At 70.3% G+C, this 22042-nt stretch carries 15 protein-coding genes and 2 pseudogenes; 11 read left to right on the forward strand and 6 right to left on the reverse strand.

What is annotated here, in order from left to right; genetic code table 11:
* Nucleotides 1–3 precede the first annotated feature (3 nt).
* On the reverse strand, nt 4–1809 hold the full coding sequence (locus tag M6G65_RS00390; RefSeq protein WP_238197551.1) for an outer membrane beta-barrel protein: 1806 nt from the start codon (nt 1807–1809) through the stop codon (nt 4–6).
* Between the two features lie 322 nt (nt 1810–2131).
* Here M6G65_RS00390 and M6G65_RS00395 point away from each other — a divergent pair, with 322 nt between their 5' ends.
* Nucleotides 2132–2632: a Ros/MucR family transcriptional regulator gene (locus tag M6G65_RS00395; RefSeq protein ID WP_238197550.1), complete on the forward strand. Its 501-nt coding sequence runs from the start codon at nt 2132–2134 to the stop codon at nt 2630–2632.
* A 268-nt stretch (nt 2633–2900) separates the two neighbouring features.
* Nucleotides 2901–4075 (forward strand): annotated as a pseudogene (locus M6G65_RS00400) (MFS transporter).
* Nucleotides 4076–4093: 18 nt separating this feature from the next.
* On the opposite strand, the gene M6G65_RS00405 reads toward M6G65_RS00400, so the two are convergent.
* Nucleotides 4094–8938 (reverse strand): NAD-glutamate dehydrogenase, encoded by a 4845-nt coding sequence (locus tag M6G65_RS00405; protein WP_250103427.1) that lies wholly within the window; start codon nt 8936–8938, stop codon nt 4094–4096.
* 43 nt (nt 8939–8981) lie between these two features.
* On the opposite strand from M6G65_RS00405, the gene M6G65_RS00410 reads away from it, so the two are divergent.
* From M6G65_RS00410 to M6G65_RS00425, 4 genes are all read left to right on the forward strand, one after another.
* Nucleotides 8982–9515, forward strand: coding sequence for a MarR family winged helix-turn-helix transcriptional regulator (locus M6G65_RS00410; RefSeq protein ID WP_238197547.1), 534 nt, complete (start codon nt 8982–8984; stop codon nt 9513–9515).
* A gap of 35 nt (nt 9516–9550) precedes the next feature.
* A complete protein-coding gene (locus tag M6G65_RS00415) occupies nt 9551–10837 on the forward strand; it encodes an MFS transporter (protein ID WP_238197546.1) in 1287 nt (428 codons plus the stop codon).
* Between the two features lie 87 nt (nt 10838–10924).
* On the forward strand, nt 10925–12196 hold the full coding sequence (locus M6G65_RS00420; protein WP_192706903.1) for a multidrug effflux MFS transporter: 1272 nt from the start codon (nt 10925–10927) through the stop codon (nt 12194–12196).
* Nucleotides 12197–12271: 75 nt separating this feature from the next.
* A complete protein-coding gene (locus M6G65_RS00425) occupies nt 12272–12796 on the forward strand; it encodes a DoxX family protein (protein WP_238197545.1) in 525 nt (174 codons plus the stop codon).
* On the opposite strand, the gene M6G65_RS00430 is transcribed toward M6G65_RS00425, so the two are convergent.
* The gene (locus M6G65_RS00430; RefSeq protein WP_250103428.1) at nt 12797–14245 is read right to left on the reverse strand and encodes an MFS transporter; all 1449 of its coding nucleotides are present in this window, start codon (nt 14243–14245) and stop codon (nt 12797–12799) included. It abuts the gene before it with no gap.
* Between the two features lie 205 nt (nt 14246–14450).
* On the opposite strand from M6G65_RS00430, the gene M6G65_RS00435 reads away from it, so the two are divergent.
* Entirely contained in the window at nt 14451–15341 is an 891-nt protein-coding gene (locus M6G65_RS00435; RefSeq protein ID WP_238197592.1) for a DUF3313 domain-containing protein, read from the forward strand.
* Nucleotides 15342–15358: 17 nt separating this feature from the next.
* On the opposite strand, the gene M6G65_RS00440 is transcribed toward M6G65_RS00435, so the two are convergent.
* Entirely contained in the window at nt 15359–16246 is an 888-nt protein-coding gene (locus M6G65_RS00440; protein WP_250103429.1) for a M20 family metallopeptidase, read from the reverse strand.
* Nucleotides 16177–16491: a zinc-binding metallopeptidase family protein gene (locus M6G65_RS00445; protein WP_250103430.1), complete on the reverse strand. Its 315-nt coding sequence runs from the start codon at nt 16489–16491 to the stop codon at nt 16177–16179. Before M6G65_RS00445 ends, M6G65_RS00440 begins: the two co-directional genes overlap by 70 nt.
* A gap of 274 nt (nt 16492–16765) precedes the next feature.
* Here M6G65_RS00445 and guaB point away from each other — a divergent pair, with 274 nt between their 5' ends.
* Together guaB and panE are read left to right on the forward strand one after the other, a co-directional pair.
* Nucleotides 16766–18259, forward strand: a complete 1494-nt coding sequence (guaB, locus tag M6G65_RS00450; RefSeq protein ID WP_238197542.1) for an IMP dehydrogenase — start codon at nt 16766–16768, stop codon at nt 18257–18259.
* A gap of 7 nt (nt 18260–18266) precedes the next feature.
* Nucleotides 18267–19211: a 2-dehydropantoate 2-reductase gene (gene panE, locus M6G65_RS00455; protein ID WP_238197541.1), complete on the forward strand. Its 945-nt coding sequence runs from the start codon at nt 18267–18269 to the stop codon at nt 19209–19211.
* 21 nt (nt 19212–19232) lie between these two features.
* Here panE and M6G65_RS00460 read toward each other — a convergent pair whose 3' ends face one another.
* Nucleotides 19233–19406 carry a hypothetical protein gene (locus M6G65_RS00460; RefSeq protein WP_238197540.1) on the reverse strand — a complete coding sequence of 58 codons (174 nt, stop codon included), beginning with the start codon at nt 19404–19406 and terminating at the stop codon, nt 19233–19235.
* A gap of 153 nt (nt 19407–19559) precedes the next feature.
* Here M6G65_RS00460 and M6G65_RS00465 point away from each other — a divergent pair, with 153 nt between their 5' ends.
* Together M6G65_RS00465 and M6G65_RS00470 are read left to right on the forward strand one after the other, a co-directional pair.
* Nucleotides 19560–20918, forward strand: coding sequence for an RsmB/NOP family class I SAM-dependent RNA methyltransferase (locus tag M6G65_RS00465; protein WP_238197591.1), 1359 nt, complete (start codon nt 19560–19562; stop codon nt 20916–20918).
* A gap of 102 nt (nt 20919–21020) precedes the next feature.
* Nucleotides 21021–22038 (forward strand): annotated as a pseudogene (locus M6G65_RS00470) (alpha/beta hydrolase).
* Nucleotides 22039–22042 lie beyond the last annotated feature (4 nt).

Below are 22042 nucleotides of genomic sequence, written 5' to 3' on the forward strand. Positions count from 1 at the left end.
GGATTACGGGTTGACCCGCAAGCCGAGCAGGAACGTGTTGTCCCGGAAGCTCGAACCCACCTGCGTACTGTTGATCTGCTGGTAGATGTAGGTGCCTCTGAGGGTCAGCCAGCGCGTGAAATGGTAGTCGAGCCGCGCGGTCGCGGAGAAGCCGTTCTCCCGGATCGTGCTGTTTTGATAAACGTTTTGCAGGAACGAGCCGCCGACTACGAGCGACAGGTTGCGCAACAGGTCGTGCTGGACTTCCAGCGTCGCGACATCCGTGAAGATGCCGCTGGAGCCCGGGATCGTGGTTTCGGTGACACCGGTCGCGGCCGTCAGTCGGACCGTCGTGAGCGGGCTCGCCGACCAGACCAGGGCCGCGTTGACCAGCGGCGCGTTGATGTCGCGCAGGGTCGGATCGACGTAGGTCCGATGCTGGATCCCGGCCGAGATCTCGCCCGTCAGGGACCGCGCGAGCCCGAAGCTCGCGCCGACCGCCAGAGAGATTCCATCGGAATCCCGCTGGACGCCGGTCGTATCGCGGCGGAGATCGTAGACGCGCGTATCGCCGGTGATATCGACGAACGGGCTGAAGTCTGGATTGACTTCGTACGCGGTGCGAAGCTGCAGGCTGTACTGATTGAGGTTTCGGTCGGACTGGTTGATGATTGTCCCGTCCGAGAGGCGGGCATTGTCGAATTCCGAGCGGTCGACCGAGCCGCGCAGCGTGACCGACAGACGATTGAAGGTCTCGGTCGCCCCAAGCGACGCGCCGTAGACGGCAAGCAGCGGTCGGCTGGTCGCGGTCGCGACCTGGACGTTGCCGGCCGCGGCCAGCAGGTTGGGGTTTCCCGTCCGCTGCGTATCGACGAGGAACCGGCCCTCCGCGTCGATGTGCAGGTCCCGGTTGGCGTCGATCCGCAGGCGCACGACTCCGTCGGCGGCCGGGCGGCTCGCGGCCTCGTTCTGGGGCGTCTCAAGGTACGAGCCGCGCAAGGAGCCCTGGAACGAGCTCGAGGACCAGTTGCTCTGGAAATCGAGGGAGGCGTCGGTGCGAAGCGCCACCGAGCCCTTGGCGAATTGCCGGCTCGTCTGGTCCGGATTTGAATCGTAGCCGAGGCTCTGCGCGAAGGTCGGCAGTATGGTGAAGCTGCCGAACTGGTAGCCGATCGGCGCGTAGGCGGGATCCGTCGGGATCGCGCGCGCCAAGTCGGTGCCGAGAATGAAGCCCGGCGTCAGAAGGCCGAGGGCCGGGGAGATCGCCAGGAGCGGAAGGATCGTCCGGACCGGCGCCGCCACCGGCGGCAGGGGAACCCCGACCACGGGCTGCTGAATGATCGGCGTCAGCCGTAACGCCGGGCTCGGGACCTGCGTGACTTCCTGGGTGATCCTGCGGGTCGCCGACCCGATCCGCCGCGGTGGAGCCGCCCGGGTCCGGAGAAGATTTGACGGCGCCAGATTGCTTGGCGTCGTGCCGCTGCCGCCGGTGCGCTGACCGCCGTTGGTGATGCGTGTGTTGAGCTGCGAGACCCCCGGCTGCCCTTGCGTCTGTGTCGGGATCGTTGGAGGCGAGAGCGGCGAGCTCAGGCTGTCGCCGCCGGTCTGGTCGCCGCTCGTCGCGTCGCCGCCCGGAGAGCCACGCCCGTCGTCGCGTGAGAGACCGTCCGGGATCCGCCGCCGCAGCGCGGGCAAGCCGTTGGGTGCGGTGTCCTGGCCGATGCCCGGGTTGTCGGGCTGCCCCGAAACGGGGCTGGTGGCGTCAAAGCGCTGGGCACGCGCAGGGGAGGCCGCGAGCGCCAGCGCCAGCGCCGCGACAGCGAGCCGCATCTCCTGTCGTTGTCGCCGGTCAGCCCCAGCCGTCCGCACCTGATCACGGTCCTCGCCAAAGTCCCGAGCACCGAAGCCTGGGATCCACTGGTCACGCCGCAGCCAAACAGGTCATCGGCATGGTTAATGAAGGCTAGCGGACTCATGGTTAATGCAGCGTCAACGGCCGAGGCTGCGGGCACTTGAAATCTGCCGCAGAACCTTCCGTCGACACGACAGAGCCGATTGAGATTTGTTTTACAATCAGATACTGTCTTTCAGAATTCAATCGCATCCACGAGGGATAGATTGGTCCGAATCATTACAAAGATAGAGGTGGGCCGTGAACGAAAGCACAGTCAGCGGACATGCTGAGCACGTTGAGCTCGCGGTGGATATCATCGCGGCCTACGTGTCGAACAACTCGGTACCGTCGTCGGAGCTGGCGGGCCTGATCGCCGTGATCCACGCCGCTCTAGACAATCTCTCTACTGCGGGACGGACATCGAAATCGACCGTCGAAAAGCTGAGTCCGGCTCAGATTCGGAAGTCGATCACGCACGATCACATCGTCAGCTTCGAGGACGGCAAACCGTACAAGACCCTTCGTCGGCACTTGACGTTGCGCGGGCTCTCGCCCGAGGCCTACCGGGAGAAGTGGGGCCTGCCGCGCGACTACCCGATGACCGCGGCGAGTTACTCGGCCCAACGTTCCGAGCTCGCCCGCGCCCTGGGGCTCGGTCAGCAGCGCCGCAAGCACCGCGGCGCATCGTCGGCACCTGCAGAGGCACCGGCCGCGGCAACACGGAAGGCGCGGGCTCGACGGAAAGCACCGGCAGAGTAGAAGTCCGATCCTCTGCCGCTGCTCCTGGCAGCAGCGGCTCGCAACGAGAGTGCGTCGGGCGTTCAAAACGGCTGTGTCAGACGCAGATGCTCCAGGCGAAGACGGGCTGCGCGACGCTGTATTGGCGGCCAACCCGGCAAAAGCCTGCACGTGCGCGTCGCGCAACCGTGCGCCGCGTCCTCTCGGCTAGGCAGATCATCCCACGCTGCCATCCTGCGCATGTTGCTCCGCACAATCGTGCGAAGATCCTGCGCCGGAGAACGACCGCGTGCCGCCACTGCCGATTCTCGCTCTTGCCGTCGCCTCGTTCGGGATCGGCACGACCGAATTCGTCATCATGGGGCTGCTGCCGGAGGTGGCGCAGAGCTTCGGCGTCACGATCCCGCAGGCCGGCTATCTCGTCTCGGGCTATGCGATGGGCGTCGTGGTCGGCGCACCGATCGTGGCGATCGCGACCGCGGGTTTGCCGCGCAAGACCGCGCTGCTCGCCCTCGTGGGCGTCTTCCTGATCGGAAATCTCGGCTGCGCCCTGGCCCCGAGCTACGGCCTGCTCATGGCGGCGCGGATCCTCACAGCCTTCGCGCACGGCGCGTTCTTCGGCATCGGCGCCGTGGTCGCCCGGGATCTGGTGCCCCGGGAGAAGCGCACCCAGGCGGTCTCACTGATGTTCGCGGGGCTCACGCTCGCCAACGTGCTCGGCGTCCCTCTCGGCACCGCCCTCGGACAGGCCGTCGGGTGGCGGGCGACGTTCTGGGCCGTGGTGGCGATCGGCCTCGCAGCCGGCCTCGCGATCCAGCTCTGCGTACCGGCCGGGCTCCCGGCGCGCGCGGCCGGCTGGTGAGCGAGTTCCGCGCGCTCGGCCGCTGGCCGGTGCTGCGACCGATGCTGATCTCGACCCTGTCCTCGGTGAGCTTCTTCACGGTGTTCACCTACATCACGCCGTTCCTGACCGGCGTGAGCGGGTACTCGCCGCAGGGTGTGACCGGCGTGCTGTTCGCCGCCGGCATGGGCCTGACGATCGGGAACCTCGCCGGGGGTCTGTTCGCCGATCGCGGGCAGATGACGACGATCATCGGGAGCTTCCTGGGGATCGTCGCGGCGCTACTCCTGCTCGCCGCGGTCGCCCATCATCCGGGCATGACGCTGGCGGTGCTGGTCCTGTGGTCGACCCTGGTCTTCGCGCTGGTCTCCCCGCTCCAGATCTGGGTGGTCGAAGCCGCGAGCGACGCCCCGAACCTCGCCTCCACCCTGAACCAGGGCGCGTTCAACCTCGGCAACGCGACCGGCGCCTGGATCGGCGGTACGGCCCTGACGCTGGGGGCGGGCTACGCCCAGCTTCCCCTGATCGCCGCGGCCGTATCCTTGGTCGGCCTCGGACTGGTGCTCACGGCCGTCAGCCGGACCGGCCGGCGCATGCTGTCTCCGTCCGCGACGAGGCCGTGATCGCGGAAGCGGCCGCCTCTAATCGGTCCGGACGAGGTCACCGAGAAGGCTTGCCGCCACGGTGACCTTCGAGACCGTGAGGCTGGAATCGCCGATGGCGTCCACCGCCTCGCGGATGCGCGCCAGCGGCGCACCCCGAGCCTTCGCCCAGGCCTCGACCGCGTCGGGACCGGCGCCCAGATCGGTCACGACCTCGGCCGTCAGCTTGCGATGCGCCGCCCCGATGCCTGCGACCGCGCGCTCCAGCGCAACGCGGTCGAACGTGTCGGCGACCGGAACGGTCCGCGCCGCGGCCGCGAGGTCGTCCAGCCGGAAGGCGTGCTCCAGCGCGAAGTGCGTCGCCGCCACCGCCTCCACCGGCCGCCCGCTCGCCTCAGCGACCCGAACGATGTCGGGGGCCGAGATGAGGGCGCTCAGGGAAGCTAGGCGCCGGGCCTGGGCCGGCGCCATGCCGAGCCCGGCCAGCTCCGCCTCCCGGGCTCCGACGGCCGCGAGAGCCTCCTCGCCGAGAACCTTCGGAAGCGCCGCCTCCAAGGCGGCGATGCCGTCGCGGTAGCGGGCGACCACCGGGTCGAGACCACCGCTCAGATCGAGATTCCGGATGAACCAGACGATCCGGTTGAGCAGCAGACCCTGGACCTCCGCGTACAGGCCGAGCTGGCCCTGACCGGAGATGCGGCCGGCGAGGCTGTCGATGGCGAGGTTCAGCTCCATCAGCCCGAATGCGTCCCGGGTCACCGCATAGGCCTTGGCGATGGTCGCGGCATCGGCACCCGTCCCGTCGGCGAGGCGCGTGATCAGCGAGGGGCCGCCGCGGTTGACGATGATGTTGGCCAGCGCAGTGGCAATGATCTCGCGCCGCAGGCGGTGCCCCTGCACCGAATCCGGGAACTGCTCGCGCAACGCCTTGGGGAAATAGCGCTGCAGCTCGCGGTCGAAATACGGGTCGTTCGGAACGGCGCTGTCGAGGATCGCATCGTGCAGCGACAGCTTGGCGTAGGCCAGGAGCACCGCGTATTCCGGACGGGTCAGCCCCTCGTTCCGGCGCATGCGTTCGGTGAGTGCGGCATCGTCGGGCAGGAACTCGACCGCGCGGTCGAGCCGTCCCTCGCCCTCCAGCGCCTGCATCGTCCGCATCGCGAAGCCGGTCTCGTCGAGGCCGCCGCGCTGGGCGAGGGATAGGGCGAGGGTCTGCAATTCATTGTTGCGCAGGACGAGGTGCCCGACCTCGTCGGTCATGGCGGCCAGCAGGGCGTTGCGCGCCTCGTAGCTCAGGCGGCCGTCCCGCTCGGGCGTCATCAGCGCGATCTTGATGTTCACCTCGACGTCCGAGGTGTTGACCCCGGCCGAGTTGTCGATCGCGTCGGTGTTGAGCCGGACGCCCGCGCGCGCCGCCTCGATGCGCCCGCGCTGGGTCAGGCCGAGATTGGCGCCCTCGCCGACGACCTTGGCGCGCAGCTCCGGCCCGGTGATGCGCACGGCATCGTTGGCACGGTCGCCGGCATCCTCGTCGGTCTCCGTGGTGGCGCGGACGTAGGTGCCGATGCCGCCGAACCAGAGCAGGTCGGCCGGGGCCTTCAGGATCGCCTGCATCAGCTCGGTGGGCGTGGCCTCGGCGCGGTCGAACCCGAGGGCGGCGCGGACCGGCTCCGAGAGGGCGATGGTCTTCAGGCTGCGCGAGAATACGCCGCCGCCCTCCGAGATCAGGCTCCGGTCGTAATCGGCCCAGGAGGAGCGTCCGAGATCGAACAGCCGCCGCCGCTCGGCGAAGCTCGCGGCCGCATCGGGGTTCGGGTCGAGGAAGATGTCCCGGTGGTCGAAGGCCGCGATCAGCCGGATGCTCTCGGACAGCAGCATGCCGTTGCCGAACACGTCGCCCGACATGTCGCCGACGCCGACCGTGACGATCGGATCCGTCTGCACGTCGACATCGAGCTCGCGGAAATGGCGGCGCACCGCCTCCCAGGCGCCACGGGCGGTGATGCCCATGCCTTTGTGGTCGTAGCCCTGGCTGCCGCCGGACGCGAAGGCGTCGCCCAGCCAGTGGCCCTTCTCCAGCGAGAGGGCGTTGGCGATGTCCGAGAAGGTGGCCGTGCCCTTGTCGGCCGCGACCACCAGATAGGCGTCGTCGGGGTCGTGCCGGACGGTGTCGGGCGGCGGCACGATCGCGTCGTCGACGATGTTGTCGGTGAGTTCGAGGAGCGTGCGGATGAAGATCCGGTAGCTCTCGGTCCCCTCCTGCATCCAGGCGGCGCGGTCCGAGGCCGGCGGCAGGCGCTTCGGGAAGAAGCCGCCCTTGGCACCGACCGGAACGATCACGGCGTTCTTCACCTGCTGGGCCTTCACGAGACCCAGGATCTCGGTGCGGAAATCCTCCGGCCGGTCCGACCAGCGCAGGCCGCCGCGGGCCACATAGCCGAAGCGCAGATGCACGCCCTCGACGCGGGGCGCGTAGACGAAGATCTCGAAGAGCGGCCGCGGCAGCGGCATCGCCGTGACCTTGGAGCAGGCGAACTTGAAGCTGATCGTCTCCCGGGGCTTTCCGTCCGCGCCCGTCTGGAAGAAGTTAGTCCGGACCGCCGCCTCGGCGAGGTTGACGAACCGGCGCAGGATCCGGTCGTCGTCGAGGCTGGTGACCTCGGCGAGCGCCGCCTCGATGCCGGCGCGGACCTCCGCCTGCTGAGCGTCGCGATCCCCCGCCAGGGCCGGGTCGAACCGGGTGCGGAACAGCGCGACGATCGCTCGGGCGATCCCGGCATGCCGGCTCAGCGTGCCGGCGAGGTAATCCTGCCCGTAGCGGATCCGCAGCTGGCGCAGGTACCGCCCGAGCGCCCGGAGCAGGGCGGCCTCGCGCCAGGGCAGGGCAGCCTCGAGGACGAGCCGGTTGTAGCCGTCGGATTCCGCCAGATCGTCCGCGATGGCGAGCATGGCGGCTTCGAGCGGCTGCTCCAGCGCCGCGAGGTCGATCGCCGCGCCGGTGGCCCGCTCGATCAGCATGTCGTGCAGCCAGACACGATCGGCCTCGTCGGCACCCGCGGGCATGACCCGGTAGGTCCGCTCGTTGATGACGCGGAAGCCGAGATTCTCCAGGGCCGGAACGCGGTCTGACAGGGCGATGGCGGTGCCGCGGGAAAACACCTTCAGGCGGACCTGCGCATCCGAATCCGACGGGCGGCGACCGAGATGCACGGCGCGCGGCTGCGCCCCGCCGAGACCTTCGAGGATGGCGACGTCCGCCACCGCGATTTCGGGCTGGAAATTGTCGCGGTAGGCGGCCGAGAACGCGTCGCCGTAGCGCGCGGACAGGATCCGCGCGCGGTCACCGCCCTGCGCTTCGGCGAGGGCGGCCCGCAACGCGTCGCCCCAGGTCCGGACCAAGTCTCCGATCCCGGCTTCGAGGGCGGCCGGGTCCTGCTCCGGCGCGCCCTGGTCGGGCAGGCCGATGATGTAGTGGATGCGGGCGAGCGGGCCCTCCGGGTAGTCCGGATAGGCGACGCTGAGCCGTCCGCCATAGGCTTCGGCGAGAAAGCCGCCGATCCGCTGCCGGACCGTCGAATCGTAGCGGTCCTTCGGGACGTAGACGAGGAGCGAGACGAAGCGGCCGAACCGGTCAGGCCGCGACAGCACCCGGATCCGCGGCCGGTCGGCGAGATTGGCGATGGCCAGGGTGAACCGATACAGCCGCTCGACGTCGATCTGGAACAGCTCGTCGCGCGGGTAGCTCTCCAGAACCGCCAGCAGGCTCCGACCGGCATGGCTCGTGGGATCGAGGCCCGCGCGCTGGACCACGGATGCCACCTTCCGGCGCAGGATCGGCACCTCGCGGGTGGGGCTCGTGTAGGCGGAGGCGGTGAACAGCCCGACGATCCGCATCTCGCCCGAGAGCTTGCCGTGGGCGGAGAACAGCTTGACGCCGACATAATCGAGATAGGCCGACCGGTGGACGCGGGAGCGCACGCTCGCCTTGGTGATGATGAGCGGCTGCGGCTCCTCGAGGAAGGCCAGGATCTCGGGCGTGTAGTCGACCGGCGTCCGGCCGCGGCGCAGGGGCGTGGCGCCGGGATCGCGCAGGACGCCGAGGCTCGACCCCTCGATCAGGGGATGGGCCTCGCCGTCGATACCGTGCTGCTGCATCCCGAGGATCAGGAACTGGCCGTCCGTCAGCCAGTCGAGGAAGGCGCGCGCCTCCTCCGTCTCCTCCTGCGGCATCGGTGTGGGTGCCCCGCCGAGATTCGTCGCGAGGTCCGACAGGCGCGCCAGCATGGCGTCGTGGTCGACGGCCGCCAGGGCGACATCGCGGTAGACCGGCGCGAGGGCGTCCAGCAGCCGCTCCCCGGCCTCCGCGTCCAGCCGGTCCAGGTGGATGTGGAGGAAGCTCTCCCGCGCGAGGCTGCCATGCGCGTCCGCCGTCGTCTCACCGACCACGCGGATCAGGGAGCCGTCCGGATCGCGCTCGACGCCGAGGATCGGGTGGGCGACGAGGTGGGGCGACAGGCCCTGCTCGGTCAGCTCCGCGAGGGTCGAATCGAGCAGGAACGGACGATTGTCGTTGATGACTTCCAGGATCGTCAGTTCGTGCCGCCGGCCGGCCCGCGACAGCTCAGCGTCGGCGAGGCGCATCCGGGCGGGATCCTGTGTCCGCCGCGGCTCGGCCAGGAAGGCGCGGGCCCGGCCTGCCAGTTCTGCCAGGACGTCGGCGGGGTAGGGGGCCAGATCCTCGGGCGTCACCCGGCCGAACAGGTCGCGCACGAACCCGCCCGGTCCGCCCTGCTCGGTGACGATGTCGGCAGCCGCATCGATCAGCCCCGTGCGGGCCGATTTCTGCTCCGATGAGGACAACGCCGTCGCAGTTTCGAGTGTCATCGCGCTTCTCCCGAACCGGGTCACTCGCCTTAGCGATAGCAGCGTGATCGAAGGTGTCGATGACACTCCCCACCAGTTTGGCGCCCTGCTTGTGTCGATCGGTGAGAACCGTCAGGCCCCGATTGTTTTACAAATGAAACGTGCATATACACGCATCATGACAGACGATCTGCCGGTCGAGCCCTGCACCTGTTCCGCGCTGCGGCGGGCGACCCGCGCCGTGACGACGGCCTACGATGCGGCGCTGCGCCCGTCCGGGCTTCGGGTGACCCAATTCGCGATCCTGCGCTTGCTGGAGCGCCTGGGACCGAGCCCCGTGACGCGGCTCGCCGCCGAGGCCGCTCTCGAGCGCACCACGATGGGACGCAACCTCGATCCGCTGGAGCGTCGCGGTCTGGTGCAGATCGCGGCGGGTGCGGCGGATGCCCGCGAACGCGTCGTCACGCTCACGGATACGGGGCGCGAAGCCATCGCGGCGGCGATGCCTTACTGGCGGGATGCGCAGGCGCGCATCAACGCACGGATCGCACCCGGGGCGGTCGTGGCCCTGACGGACGCCCTGATCTCCGCCGCCTGATCGACCTGCAGCAGCCGTTTCAACCGGAGCCCGACATGTCCGCTCTCTCAGAGACGCGCCCTAAGCAGCGCCTCCACTACGCCTGGATCATCGCCGCGGTGACGTTCCTGGTCCTGCTCGTCGGGGCCGGCGTCCGGGCGACGCCGAGCGTGCTGATCGTGCCGTGGGAGCGCGAATTCGGCTGGACGGCGGCGACGATCGGGGTCGGGATCGCGCTGAACATCTTCCTGTACGGGATGATCGGTCCCTTCGCGGTGGCGATCATCGAGCGGTTCGGCCTGCGCCGCTCGGTTTGCGGCGCCCTCTTCATCCTGGCGGTCGGCACGGCTGCCACCAGCCTGATGACCGCGCCCTGGCAGATGGTTCTGCTCTGGGGCATCGTGGTCGGCTCGGGCTCGGGCATGGTCGCGAACGTCCTCGGCGCCACCGTGGCGGGGCGCTGGTTTGCCAAGCGGCGCGGGCTGGTGCTCGGCATGCTGACGGCGAGCAGCGCCACCGGCCAGCTCGTCTTCCTGCCGGTTCTGGCCTCGCTGGCGGTCGAGCAGGGCTGGCGTTCGGTCTCCCTGGTTGTGGCGGCCGCGACGCTGGCGCTGATCCCGCTCGTCGCCTTCCTGCTGCGCGACCGTCCGGCCGATCTCGGCCTGCCCCGCTACGGCGAGGCGGCGATCACGCCGACGCCCGTCCTGACGGAGAACCCCGCGCGTCGCGCCCTGCGCGGCCTGCGGATCGGGCTGCAATCACGGGATTTCTGGCTGCTTGCCGGCACGTTCTTCATCTGTGGCGCCTCGACAAACGGTCTGATCGGCACGCACCTCATCCCCGCCTGCATCGATCACGGTATCGCGGAGGTGACCGCCGCGGGTCTCCTCGCGCTGATGGGGATCTGCGACCTGATCGGCACCACGGCGTCGGGCTGGCTCACAGACCGGTTCGATTCGCGCAAGCTCCTGGCGTGGTATTACGGGCTGCGCGGCCTCTCGCTGATCTTCCTGCCCTATTCCTTCGACTACAGCTTCTACGGCCTGTCGCTGTTCGCGGTCTTCTACGGGCTCGACTGGATCGCCACGGTGCCGCCCACCGTCCAGCTCGCGGGCAAGTCCTTCGGCGAGGAGAACGCCGCGCTGATGTTCGGCTGGATCGCGGCCGCCCATCAGATCGGCGCGGCCTCGGCGGCGTGGCTTGCCGGGATGGTGCGGACCGACACCGGCACGTATCTCGGCGCCTTCGTGTCGGCGGGCCTGCTCTGCCTGGTCGCGGCGCTCATGGCGGCCTTCGTCGGGCGCAAGCCCGCCGAGCCCGCCCTGCGTCCGCTGCCGGCCTGAACTGCGTCGGGCGGGCGCGGTTGTCACAAGTGTGCCGCGAAGGACGAGCCCTGATCGGCCCGTCCCCGCGCATCCCGAGAGCCCGCCTTGACCATCGCGATCCGGCCCGTACCGCCGGTCCAGGACGTCCGCGCCCCGCGCCCCTGGTCGGGTCCGGGATTTGCCGAGTTCGTCGCCATCATCGCGCTGATGATGGCGGTCACCGCGATCTCGATCGACAATCTGCTGCCGGCCTTCCCGGCCATCGAGGCGCGGTTCGGCGTGCCGGATCCGAACCGGCTGCAGCTCCTCGTCTACGTCTACATGATCGGCTTCGGCGTCGCGCAGATCGTCTACGGGCCGGTCTCCGACGCCCTGGGCCGCCGGCCGGTCCTGCTCGCGAGCCTCGCGATCTACGTGGTCGGCTGCGGCCTCGCCATGGTGGCGCCGAGCTTCGGCTGGCTGCTCGCCGCGCGGATTATCCAGGGGATCGGCGCGGCCGGCGGGCGCGTGCTGTCGGTGGCGATCGTGCGCGACCGCTTCTCCGGCCGCGAGATGGCGAGCGTCATGTCGCTCACCATGATGGTGTTCCTGATCGTGCCGATGATCGCGCCGGCGATCGGCGGCCTGATGCTGGCGCTGGGCTCCTGGGTCTACGTCTTCGTCTCGATGCTGGTCCTGGCCTTCTGGCTGACCCTGTGGTTCTCCCTGCGCATGCCGGAGACCTTGCATCCGGAGTACCGCCGGCCGCTCTCGCCGGCCGCGACCTGGGAGGCGATCCGCCTGACGCTCAGGACCCGCGTCGCCATCGGCTACACCACCGCGCTCGGCCTGATGACCGGCTGCATCATGGGCTACGTGGGCTCGGCCCAGCAGGTGTTCGACACCGGCCTGTACCATCTCGGCCCGCTCTTTCCCCTGGCCTTCGGGCTGGTGGCGGGCGCCATGGGCGCGGCGACGCTGATCAATGCGCGCGTCGTCCGGCGGGTCGGGATGCGGGCGATGTCCCACGGCGGCATCATCGCCTTCACGCTGGTCGCTCTGGTGCAGGTCGGCGTCGGCTTCGCCTACCAGGGCCGTCCGCCGTTGGCGCTGTTCCTCACACTGCTGGCACTGAACCAGTTCCTGATGAGCTTCGCGATGCCGAACTTCAACGCGCTGGCGTTGGAGCCGCTCGGCGCCATCGCCGGCACCGCCTCGTCATTCCTCGGCTTCTACACGACGATCCTGGGCGCCCTGTGCGGCTTCGTAATCGGCCAGGCCTTCGACGGCACTGTGCTGCCAGTCGGGATCGGTTACGCGAGCCTGGGCATCCTGGCGCTGCTCGTGGTGGCCTGGACGGAACGGGGCCGGCTGTTCCGCGCTGGGGTCGGTGGCTGAAGCGTCGGGCTTAACGCGGTCTTCAGCGGGAAACCGTCAAGCTCCGGTCCTCATCCCCGCTGACCGGACCCGCCCATGATCGCCCGCGCCCAGGACGGAACCCTCCTCGCTGCGCGTCTGCTGCTCGCGGCCGCGCTGCTGCCCACCGGGATCGCCCGGGCGCTGAACGTCTCGGGCTTCGCGCTGACGCTGGCCGGCAACGGCATGCCGTTTCCGAACGGCGTCGCCACCGCGGCCGTGGTGGTCCAGGTCTTCGGACCCTTGGCGCTGATCCTCGGCGTGCTGCCGCGCCTGACCGGGCTCGCCCTCGCCGTGTTCGCGACCGCGACGGCTTTCGTGATCCACGATTTCTGGCACTACATCGGCCCGACGGCTGTCGCCGAGCGCACGCTGATGCTGGCCGATCTCGGCCTTGCGGGCGGCTTCCTGATGTATGCCCTCACCGGACCGGGCGCCTGGAGCTGGCAGGGCTGGCGCGCGGGCGCGATGGCGCCTGCGCCGAGCGCCAAGCCGGCCGCCAAGACCGCGGCGAAGAATGCTGCGGCGCGCGGCGGGGGCAAGCGCACGGCCGGCCGCCAGCCCGCCCGGGCCGCGGCCTGATCAGCCGTGCCGCGGCGTCATCTCGGCCGACGGCGGCGTCGCCGCCGCGACCCTCTTCCGGCCGGAGACCTCGGCTCCGGCATCCGGCGACAGCTGCCGGAAGCCTAGGACGGAGGCCGCCGAGATCATCGCCACGGCGAAGAAGGCCGGCCCGAAATCGCCGGCCTCGATCTGCGTCCGCCCATGCCAGGCGGCTGTCCCCTCCAGGGCCAGCGCCCCGAGGGTGACGCCGAGGCTCAGCGAGAGCTGCTGGCAGACGCTCGCGAAACTGGTCGCCGCACTCATCTCACGCGATTCGAGATCGGCATACGCGATGGCGTTGACGCAGGTGAACTGGACCGAGCGCGAGCAGCCGCCGATGAACAGCAGGACCAGCATGATCCAGTGGGGCGTCTCGGCGGTGTAGAGCCCGTTGACCGCCAGGAAGACCGAGGCGAGCAGCGCGTTCCAGACCATCAGCGTCCGGAACCCGGTGCGGCGCAGGATCTTGGGCGCCAGCGTCTTCACGAACATGGCGCCTGCGGCCGCCGCGAAGGTGATCAGGCCGGAATGCAGGGCGTCGAGGCCGAAGCCGACCTGCAGCATCAGCGGCAGCAGGAACGGGATCGCCCCGGTGCCGATCCGGAACAGGCTGCCGCCGATGACGGCGACTCGGAAGGTCGGGCGCTGGATCAGGTCGAGCCGCACGATCGGGTGGGCGACCCGCCGGGCATGCGCGAAGTAGACCGGCAGCAGGACCGCCCCCGCGGCGAGGCAGCCCCAGGAGATTGCGGACGGCAGGAGGTGGCGGCCCAGCGATGCGAGGCCGAGCATCAGCGCGGCGAGCCCGGTGCCGAGCAGCACGAAGCCGAGCAAGTCGAGAGGCGGCCGCTCCGGCTCGCGGATATCCTCGAAATACAGGCTCGCCAGCACGATCCCCGCGGAGCCGATCGGCAAGTTGATGAAGAAGATCCACCGCCAATCGAACCAGGTGGTGATCAGGCCGCCGACCGGCGGCCCGAGAACCGGGCCGACCAGCGCCGGAAAGGTCAGGTAGGCCAGAGCGGTGACGAGCTGCGATTTCGGCACGCTGCGCAGCACCACCAGGCGCCCGACCGGCACCATCATGGCGCCGCCCATGCCCTGGAGGAACCGCGCCGCGACGAACCAGGCCAAACCGTTCGCGGCCGCGCAGGCCAGCGAGCCCGCCATGAACACCACCAGGGCGGCGCGGAAGACGGTCCGCGACCCGTAGCGGTCGGCCATCCAGCCGCTCACCGGGATGAAGATCGCGAGGCTGACCAGGTAGGAGGTCAGGGCGAGCTTCAGCGCGATCGGGTCTTCGTGCAGGCTCGCCGCGATGCTGGGCAGCGCCGTGGCGATCACCGTCGAGTCGGTGTTCTCCATGAACAGCGCGGTGGCGACCGTCAGCGGGACGATCCAGAGCGGTCTTTGGGCTGTAGGGGGCATCAGACAGCAGACGCATGTCGTGCCGCGACGGTTGCACGGCAGCACGGCCAACTCGCACCCTCGTGTTTCGCGATTGTATCTCTCCTGCAACAGACGTCGGGCGCCTGAGGTCGGCCACCTTTTTTGCGGGAGGCCGAATGGCTACGTTTAATCACGCGGCCGTGAAGTGGCTGCAGCCGGCACGATGTCGGGCCACGAGGAAATGATGCAGTCCAGCCCCGACAAGGTCCGCTCCCTGACGCGGATCGCCGCCGGCGTCGCGCTTCTCTCGATGGTGGCCGCCTGCGGCACCGTCCTGCTCAACGATCGCGGCTCACTCACCCGCTATGACCGTCTGAAGTCCAGCGACCAGGTGGCGTCGGCCTCGCGGATCTACGTCGACCGTCCGGCGCTGGCGAAAGCCCGCACCGTCCGCATCATCCCGACGGCCTTCCACGCCGATGTCGCCGGAGCCGCGCCGCTGACCCAGGCCGAACGGCGTCTCATCGCCAACGCCGCCGACCGGGCGCTCTGCTACGACCTGTCGCTGAAGTACGACGTCGTCACGAGCCGCGATGCGGACCTGACCGTGCGGGCGCAGGTCACCCGGGTGGACCCGACGGATCTGCTCGGGGCCGGGGCCACGATCGCCGGCTCGGCCGGCGTCACGGTCGCGTCGCAGCTCGGCCTGAGCTTCGCTGAGGGCGTCGGGCGCGTGCCGATCCCGCGGGTGCCGATCGGCCTCGGCAGCCTGACGGTGGAGGCCGAGGCGCTCGACCGGAGGCGCGAGCAGCGCGCCGCCATGGTCTGGGGCGGGGCAGCGAACTCCTTCACCAGCCAGCCGCGCTTCTCGCGGGCGAGCGACGCCTACGATCTCGCCGGCGAGTTCGGGCAGGATTTCGGCTTCATGCTGGCGACCGGCGAGGATCCGTTCACGGCGCCCAACACGCTGCCGACCTGGGACCGCATCCGCATCACCACGTTGGGCGAGGCGCCGCTGGATCCGGATTGCGAGGCGTACGGCCGGGCGCCCGGCATCGACGGGATGCTGGGCGACTATATCGGCCTGCCGCCCGAATACACCGACAAGGGCGCCAGAACGCCGGCGATGCGCTGAGCCGGCCGCGCGAGCGGCTAGCCGCCCGCTTCGTCGATGCACAGCCGCCGGATTAGATCCGTGTAGAGGGCCTGCGCCTCCTCGATCCGGTCGACGCGGCAATGCTCGTCGGTCTTGTGGCACTGCGCCGCCTCTCCGGGGCCGATCACCACGGTCGCGACGTTGTCGAAGGCGGGCACCAGGGCTGACGCGTCCGTGAAATAGGGCGCGCCCGCCGGCTCGGCGGCCAACCCGGTCCGCTCATGCAGCAGCGCGAGCAGCGGTGCGGCAGCGGGATCTTCGACCGCCGTCGAGAAGCCCGGGAAGCTCGTGACCACCCGGATCTCAGCATCCGGGCCGAACAGCGTTCTCAGCGCATTGAGGAGCCGGCCGTGGTCCTGCTCGGGAAGGGTGCGGATGTCGACGGAGAACTCGGCCCAGTCGGGCACGGAGTTGATGTTCTCGCCGCCGCGGAACGTGGTGACGCAGGCCGTGGTCGTCCCGAGCAGCGGATGGCGGACACCGAAATCGTGCGTGCCGAGGGCGTGGATCCAGGCCGCAGCCCTGGCGACGGCGTTCTGCCCCTCCTCGGGCATGGACGAATGCGCGGTGCGGCCGCGGGCCGTCACGATCACGCGGAGCGAACCCTTGTGGGCGAAGATCGGGGCGTTGGAGGTCGGCTCCGCCACGATCAGGAGCTCTGCCGGCCCGAGGACCTGTTCCCGGCCGACATGGAAGGCGCCCTCGCAGCCGGTCTCCTCGCCGGCCGTGATCACCAGGGTGAGGCCGCGGTGGAAGCGAGGCTCGTCCGCGCGCACATTGCACGCGGCCGCGATGAAGGCGGCAACCCCCGCCTTCATGTCGCTCGCGCCGCGCCCGTACAGCCGGCCCTCGTGCACGATCCCCGCGAAGGGGGAAACCTCCACGGGTTCGTGCCCACCGGCACGACGTCGATATGGCCGGTGAAGCAGAGCGGCTTGCCGCTGCCTGTTCCGGGGATGCGCGCGATGAGGGTCGGGCGATCCTCCGCGAAGGCGTAGCTCTCGACCGCGAAACCGTGCTCCGACAGCAGCTCCGCGAGAAACGCGGCACACTCCTTCTCGAGTCCGGGCGGATTGAGCGACGGGAAGCGGATGAGCTGCTGCGCCAGCGTGACGGCATCGATAGGCATGCGGGAGATCCTCCGGCCGGGCGGCTGAGACAACGCCGGGCGGTCCGGATCGACTCCGCAGGATCCGTGCCCGACTTGACCCGAATCTACGTCAACGCCGCGGCGTGAATTTCCTGCACAGCCAAGCGTGGAAAAGCCGCGAGCCATGCGTGTTTTCGTAGGACGACGCGGCAAGCGTGCATTGGCGCCTTCGCGGGGCCCGTGATACTGGCACTTGCCAACCCGATCCCGTAGCGCGACCCCCAACGCGCCGCCGTCCGAGGAAAGTTGGCACATGGCCCGAGTAGAAACCGCATCGATCATCGAGGGCCTGACCTTCGACGACGTGCTCCTGCGGCCCGCCGCCTCTTCGGTGATGCCCACCGAGGTGAGCGTGGCCTCCCGGCTCACCCGCACGATCCCGCTGAACCTGCCGATCCTCGCCTCCGCGATGGACACGGTCACCGAGGCGCCGATGGCCATCGCCATGGCGGCCGCCGGCGGAATGGGCGTGATCCACCGCAACCTTGAGCCGCCGGAGCAGGCCGAGCAGGTCCGGCTCGTCAAGAAGTACGAGTCCGGCATGGTGATGAACCCCATCACCATCCATCCCGACGAGACGCTGGCCGACGCCTTCGAGGTGATGAAGCTCAACCGGATCTCGGGGATTCCGGTGGTCGAGCGGGGACCCAACGGCTCGCGGGGCAAGCTCGTCGGCATCCTGACCAACCGCGACGTCCGCTTCGCGACCAATTCCAACCAGCCGGTCGCCGAGCTGATGACCCGGGACCGCCTGATCACGGTCCGCGAGGGCGTCACGCAGGACGAGGCCAAGCGCCTGCTCCACCAGTTCCGGATCGAGAAGCTGCTGGTCGTGGACGACCATTACCGCTGCATCGGCCTGATCACCGTCAAGGACATCGAGAAGCGGGTCACCTACCCGAACGCCGTCAAGGACGAGCAGGGCCGCCTGCGGGTCGCCGCCGCCACCACGACGGGCGACAGCGGCTTCGAGCGGGCCGAGCGCCTGATCGACGCCGGCTGCGACGTGATCGTGGTCGACACCGCCCACGGCCACTCGATCAAGGTGCTCGACGCCGTCGCGCGGGTGAAGCAGCTCTCCAACGCCGTGCAGGTGGTCGCCGGCAACGTCGCCACCCGCGAGGGCGCCCAGGCACTGATCGATGCCGGCGCCGACGCGATCAAGGTCGGCATCGGCCCGGGCTCGATCTGCACGACCCGCATCGTCGCCGGCGTCGGCGTTCCGCAGCTCACGGCCCTGATGGAAGCGGTCGAGGCCGCATCCGACGCCGACATCCCGGTGATCGCCGACGGCGGCATCAAGTACTCGGGCGACCTCGCCAAGGCGATCGCGGCGGGCGCTTCCGTGGCGATGCTCGGCTCGCTGCTCGCCGGCACCGACGAGGCGCCCGGCGAGGTGTTCCTCTACCAGGGCCGCTCCTACAAGTCGTACCGCGGCATGGGCTCGGTGGGCGCGATGGCCCGCGGCTCGGCCGACCGTTACTTCCAGGCCGAGGTGAACGACACACACAAGCTCGTGCCTGAGGGCATCGAGGGGCAGGTGCCCTACAAGGGCCCGGTCGGCAACGTCCTCCACCAGCTCGCCGGTGGCCTGCGCGCCGCGATGGGCTACGTGGGCGGCGCCACGATCCCGGAGTTCCAGGAGCGGGCGCGGTTCATCCGCATCACCAATGCCGGCCTGCGCGAGAGCCACGTCCACGACGTGACGATCACCCGCGAGAGCCCGAACTACCCGTCGCGGACCTGAGGCACCGATGCGCACGCTGATCGTCGGAGCCGGCGCGACCGGCGGCTATTACGGCGCCCGGCTCGCCGAGTCGGGCGCCGACGTGACCTTCCTGGTCCGGCCGGCACGGGCGGCGAAGCTCGCGGCGGACGGGCTCGTCGTCCGCAGCCCGCTCGGCGACCTGCATCTGCCGAACCCGCCGACGGTCACGGCCGACCGGCTGGCTGAGGCAGGGCGCTTCGACCTGATCCTCTTGTCCTGCAAGGCCTACGACCTCGACAGCGCTCTCGCAGATCTCGCCCCCGCCGTGGGTGCGGAGACCGCGATCCTGCCGGTGCTGAACGGCATGTCGCATCTCGACGCGCTCGATTCCCGCTTCGGCGCCGCACGCGTGCTCGGCGGATCCTGCGCGATCGCCGCGACGGTCGCGCCGGACGGAGCGATCCGGCACATGAGCGAGCTGTGCAGCATCACCTACGGCGAGCGGGACGGATCGCGCTCAAGTCGGATCGAGGCGGTCGACGCCCTGATGCGCGGGCTGAAGTTCCAGTCCCGGCTCAGCGACGTGATCCTGCTCGAGATGTGGGAGAAGTGGGTCTTCCTCGCGACGCTCGCGGGCGCCACGACCCTGATGCGCGCCGCCGTCGGCGACATCGTGGCGGCGCCCGAGGGGACCGCGTTCATCGCGGCGCTCCACGCGGAATGCACGGCCGTGGCCGCCGCGAGCGGATTCGAGCCGCGGGCCGTCGTGGCGGAAAGGGCCCGGGCGCAGCTGACCACGGCCGGGTCGACGTTCACGGCCTCGATGCTGCGCGACATCGAGAACAAGGGTCGGATCGAGGCGGACCATGTGATCGGCGATCTGATCGCCCGTGGCCAGCGGCTGGCGCCGGAGGCGTCGTTCCCGGTCCTGGCCGCGGTCTATACCGGCCTCAAGGCCTACGAGGCCCGCCGGGCGCGGGAAGCGGCCTGAGCCGCGCCCCGCGCCGATCGCTCAGTACCGGCCGGGCGGCGGCGGAGGCGGGTTGCCGTATTCCAGCTGGGTCTTGGCATCGGCCGGCCGGCGCGGGGGCGGCGTGAGGTCCGGCTGGGCGGCGGGTGCGCTCGCGCAGGCAGCGAGGGAAGCGGCGACCAGGGCCGCGCAGGCGACCCGAACAACGCTCGTCATGGGCTGAGATACTCCTGAGAGGCGACCGGCGGCGGTCCGCGCTGGTCGGCCGCAGACGGATGCCATAGGACACGCGGCGGGCCGCGATGGACCAACCGCCGGACGGTCTGGGCCGCGAACGTGCTGGAAGCTCGGCCGTATCGTGGCGGCTTCGTGGGCCAAGCGTGGCCGTTTTACGTTGTCGTTGACGCATTCCAAAGGATCCGAACCCTGACCCCCGCCGCTCGCTGCTCCGCCGCCATCGAAGTCCTCACCGATATCGCCGAGCGCCGCCGGCCCGCCGCCGATGCGCTGAAGGATTGGGGCCTCGCGCACCGTTTCGCCGGATCGGGCGACCGCGCCGGCATCGCGAGCTTGGTCTACGACGCCCTCCGCCGCCGGTCGTCGGCCGCATGGATCATGGGCTCGGACACGCCGCGCGCCATCCTGATCGGTGCGCTGCGGCTCCAGCAGGGGCTCGCCGCGGCCTCGGTGGCGTCCCTGTTCTCGGGCGATCGTTTCGCGCCGGAGCCCTTGAGCGACGTGGAGCGCGTCCGCCTGGAGACCGGCACGCTGGAGGACGCGCCGCCCGAGGTGGCGGGCGATGCGCCGGCCTTCGCGCTTCCGGAACTGGCGGCCGCGCTCGGTGACGATCTCGTTCCCGAGCTGAAGGCGCTGGCCCGGCGCGCACCTCTGGATATCCGCGTCAACGCCCTGCGCGGCAGCCGCGAGGACGTGATGCCGGCACTCGCGGCGTTCGAGGCGGCGCCGGCTCCCCACGCACCGCAGGGCCTGCGGATCCCGATCGGCGCGGATGGACGCGGGCCTGCCCTCCATGTCGAGGCGGAGTTCCTGGACGGCTGGTACGAGATCCAGGATGAGGGCTCGCAGCTCGCCGCACTCCTGGCGGCCCCGCGGCCCGGCGAGACCATCGTCGACCTCTGCGCTGGCGGCGGCGGCAAGACCCTGGCCCTTGCCGCCGAAACCCGGAACGGCGCGCGCCTCATCGCCACCGACGGCGACCCGCGCCGCCTCGCGCCGATCCATGAGCGCCTCCGCCGCTCGGGCGCCGTGGCCGAGGTGCGCACGCCGCGGACCGGCAAGGCGCGCGCCGACGTCCTGGAGGATCTGGACGGCCGCGTCGACCGGGTCGTCGTCGACGCACCCTGCACCGGCTCCGGCACGTGGCGCCGCAACCCGGACGCCAAGTGGCGCCTGCGGCCCGGCAGCCTCGCGCTTCGGACGGCCGAGCAGGCCCAGGTCCTCGACCGGGCGGCGCGGCTGGTGAAGCCCGGAGGGCGGATCGTCTACATCACCTGCTCGCTGCTCCCTTCCGAGAACGACGCGGCAGTGGCCGGCCTGATCTCCCAGTGGCGCGGTCGCTTCGACGTCGTTCCAGCGGAAGATGTGCTGGCGGCGGGACCGGCCTCGCTGCGGGACGCGGTGCGCATCACCGCGCACGGCGTGCAGATGAGCCCGTTGCGCACCGGCACAGACGGATTCTACGTGGCTGTGATCGCCCGACGGGGTTGAGGCGCGAAACCGCGACGGGACCGCGACGTTGGACCCGGGCTCCCGCGGGAGCCGGGTCCGTCGACGGGCGGCCTCGAATGCGGCCTCATCCCGGAGATGCCCTTGCGCCTAGACCGTCGACTGCTGCTCGCCGGACTGGGGAGCGCCTTCGGTCTGCGCTCCGCGCGGGCTGAGAGCGAGGGAACGTCGCATGCCGCTCCCCAGGCGGCCCCGCACGAGGCGATCCGCGCGCTGCCGCGCTCGCTGCCGGGAGCGGATCTGCAGGTGATCGACCTCTGGCCCGGAGCACCGCCGGGCGGCGGCAGCGGACCCGACGCCGACGGGTATCGCTACGTGGAGGGCACCTTCGGCGACATCACCCGCGTGGCCCGACCCTGCCTTCTGGTCATGCGGCCGGCGAACGCCAACGGCGCGGCGGTGATCGTCGCGGCGGGGGGCGGCTACGAGTTCATCGCGCTCGGCAACGAGGGCGTTCCGGTCGGTCGGGTGCTCAACGCCGCGGGGATCACGGTCTTCCTGCTGGTCTACCGCCTGCCCGCCGAGGGCTGGGCGGCGGGGCCGGACGCCCCGCGGCAGGACGCGCAGCGCGCCCTCCGGCTGGTTCGGGCGCGCGGTACGGAGCTCGGCGTGGACCCCGCACGGGTTGGCGTCCTCGGCTTCTCGGCGGGCGGACATCTGATGGGCGAGACGGCGGTGGGCAGCGCCCTCGACCTCTACCCGGGCGTCGATGCGATGGATTCCCAGCCGGTGCGGCCGGCCCTGGCCGGGCTGATCTACCCGGTCATCACCATGCGCAAGCCGTTCGACCGGACCCACACCCGCCGGATCCTGGTGGGCGACGAGGTCACGCCCCTGGAGATGAAGACCTACTCGGTCGACCTGCAGGTCGGGCCGGAGACGCCGCCGACCTTTTTGGTGCAGGCCATCGGCGATCCTGTCGCGGTGGCCGACCACCCGTTGCTGATGTTCTCAGCCCTGCGGAAGGCGCGGGTCCCGGCCGAGCTCCACCTGTTCGAGCGCGGTGGACACGGGTTTGGTCTGGGCGCGCCCGGCACGCCCGTGGCTGCGGCCCGGCCTGTTCCTGGCCTGGATCCGGCTGCACGGCTTCCTGCGGAGCTGATCCC

The sequence above is a fragment of the Methylobacterium tardum genome (assembly GCF_023546765.1).
In the GTDB taxonomy this organism is placed as follows: Bacteria; Pseudomonadota; Alphaproteobacteria; order Rhizobiales; family Beijerinckiaceae; genus Methylobacterium; species Methylobacterium tardum.

Coding starts and splice junctions, on each gene's coding strand:
- M6G65_RS00390 (WP_238197551.1), bottom strand. CDS start 1,809: ATGCGGCTCGCTGTCGCGGCGCTGGCGCTGGCGCTCGCGGCCTCCCCT.
- M6G65_RS00405 (WP_250103427.1), bottom strand. CDS start 8,938: ATGACACTCGAAACTGCGACGGCGTTGTCCTCATCGGAGCAGAAATCG.
- M6G65_RS00415 (WP_238197546.1), top strand. CDS start 9,551: ATGTCCGCTCTCTCAGAGACGCGCCCTAAGCAGCGCCTCCACTACGCC.
- M6G65_RS00425 (WP_238197545.1), top strand. CDS start 12,272: ATGATCGCCCGCGCCCAGGACGGAACCCTCCTCGCTGCGCGTCTGCTG.
- M6G65_RS00430 (WP_250103428.1), bottom strand. CDS start 14,245: ATGCCCCCTACAGCCCAAAGACCGCTCTGGATCGTCCCGCTGACGGTC.
- M6G65_RS00435 (WP_238197592.1), top strand. CDS start 14,451: ATGCAGTCCAGCCCCGACAAGGTCCGCTCCCTGACGCGGATCGCCGCC.
- M6G65_RS00445 (WP_250103430.1), bottom strand. CDS start 16,491: ATGCCTATCGATGCCGTCACGCTGGCGCAGCAGCTCATCCGCTTCCCG.
- guaB (WP_238197542.1), top strand. CDS start 16,766: ATGGCCCGAGTAGAAACCGCATCGATCATCGAGGGCCTGACCTTCGAC.
- panE (WP_238197541.1), top strand. CDS start 18,267: ATGCGCACGCTGATCGTCGGAGCCGGCGCGACCGGCGGCTATTACGGC.
- M6G65_RS00460 (WP_238197540.1), bottom strand. CDS start 19,406: ATGACGAGCGTTGTTCGGGTCGCCTGCGCGGCCCTGGTCGCCGCTTCC.